This is a genomic window from Nocardiopsis tropica (assembly GCF_042660575.1).
In the GTDB taxonomy this organism is placed as follows: domain Bacteria; phylum Actinomycetota; class Actinomycetes; order Streptosporangiales; family Streptosporangiaceae; genus Nocardiopsis; species Nocardiopsis tropica.
The window spans coordinates 1-590 of the sequence record NZ_JBHSUF010000070.1 but is presented as its reverse complement, the minus strand read 5'-3'; the positions used below and the strand labels follow the sequence as shown (position 1 = coordinate 590).

Here is a 590-nt window from a genome sequence, read left to right as displayed (position 1 = left end):
GTATGCCGTTGGACCACAACATGTCCGACTCCTCACGCAAAGCGATCGAGGTCCTCACCGGCATCCAGGTCCCCAGAGCCGGCATCAACAACCTCGGCCGCGCCTCGGAGATCTACACCGCCCTGGACCAACGCCTGGCCGTGCTCGAGGACCTGTTCGACCTCAGCCGCAAACACGCCCGCCGCCACTTCGACGGCCACACCGCCGACCGCTACGAACGCTCCCTGGACCAGTTCACCAGAGGCGAGAACAACTACGTCGGCTCGGCCCGCGACAACTCCACCGTCATGTCCGCCGAACTCTTCAAGGCCCGCGCCAACGTCGAGTACATGCACATGATGGTCATCGGCCAGTTCGTCCAGCTCCTGGCCGAGATCGCCTGGGCCATCGCCATGGCCAAGTTCACCTTCGGCGCCTCGCTGAAGTGGATCCCGATCTTCAAGGCCATCCGCAGCCTGGCCATGCGCCGCATCCTGACCTGGCTGATCATCACCGTGCCCGGCCACCAGATCATCAGCCAGATCTTCGCGAGCATGGACAGCATCATCCAGCGCATCCAGATCGGCAGGGGGACCCGCCACCACCGCGAC

General features: G+C 64.4%; 1 pseudogene. It reads left to right on the top strand.

Annotation, left to right across the window (positions count from 1 at the left end):
* Nucleotides 1-20: 20 nt before the first annotated feature.
* A pseudogene (locus tag ACFQBR_RS33620) lies at nt 21-590 on the top strand (hypothetical protein); the annotation flags it as partial.